This window comes from Pseudomonas sp. Kh14, from assembly GCF_900291005.1.
Taxonomy (GTDB): Bacteria; Pseudomonadota; Gammaproteobacteria; order Pseudomonadales; family Pseudomonadaceae; genus Aquipseudomonas; species Aquipseudomonas alloputida.
On the sequence record NZ_OLKJ01000214.1, the window covers coordinates 1 to 250 of the forward strand.

General features: G+C 56.4%; 1 protein-coding gene. It reads right to left on the reverse strand.

Annotation, left to right across the window (positions count from 1 at the left end):
* The coding region (locus FQ668_RS28715) for a hypothetical protein (RefSeq protein ID WP_218570921.1) at positions 1-250 on the reverse strand (250 nt) is incomplete at both ends.

Consider the following 250-nt stretch of genomic DNA (forward strand, 5'->3'; position numbering starts at 1 on the left):
CAATAACACGTCGATCGCATGACCCTTGACGCCGTTGGAGCCGTCAATCGTGGAAGCGATGAATTCGTCCGCAACCGCCGCCAGTTCTTCCTGGTAATAATGAAGGTAATGACTGCGCGCCTCAATAATCAGAATGACATGATTCCCGGCGGCTTTCAAAGCCTTGGCATTGGCGATATGGGCGCCGATGCCGTAACAGCCGCCCAACAGGGCAACCGTCCCGTAATTCGCCACCTCGAGCGGTGTGCCC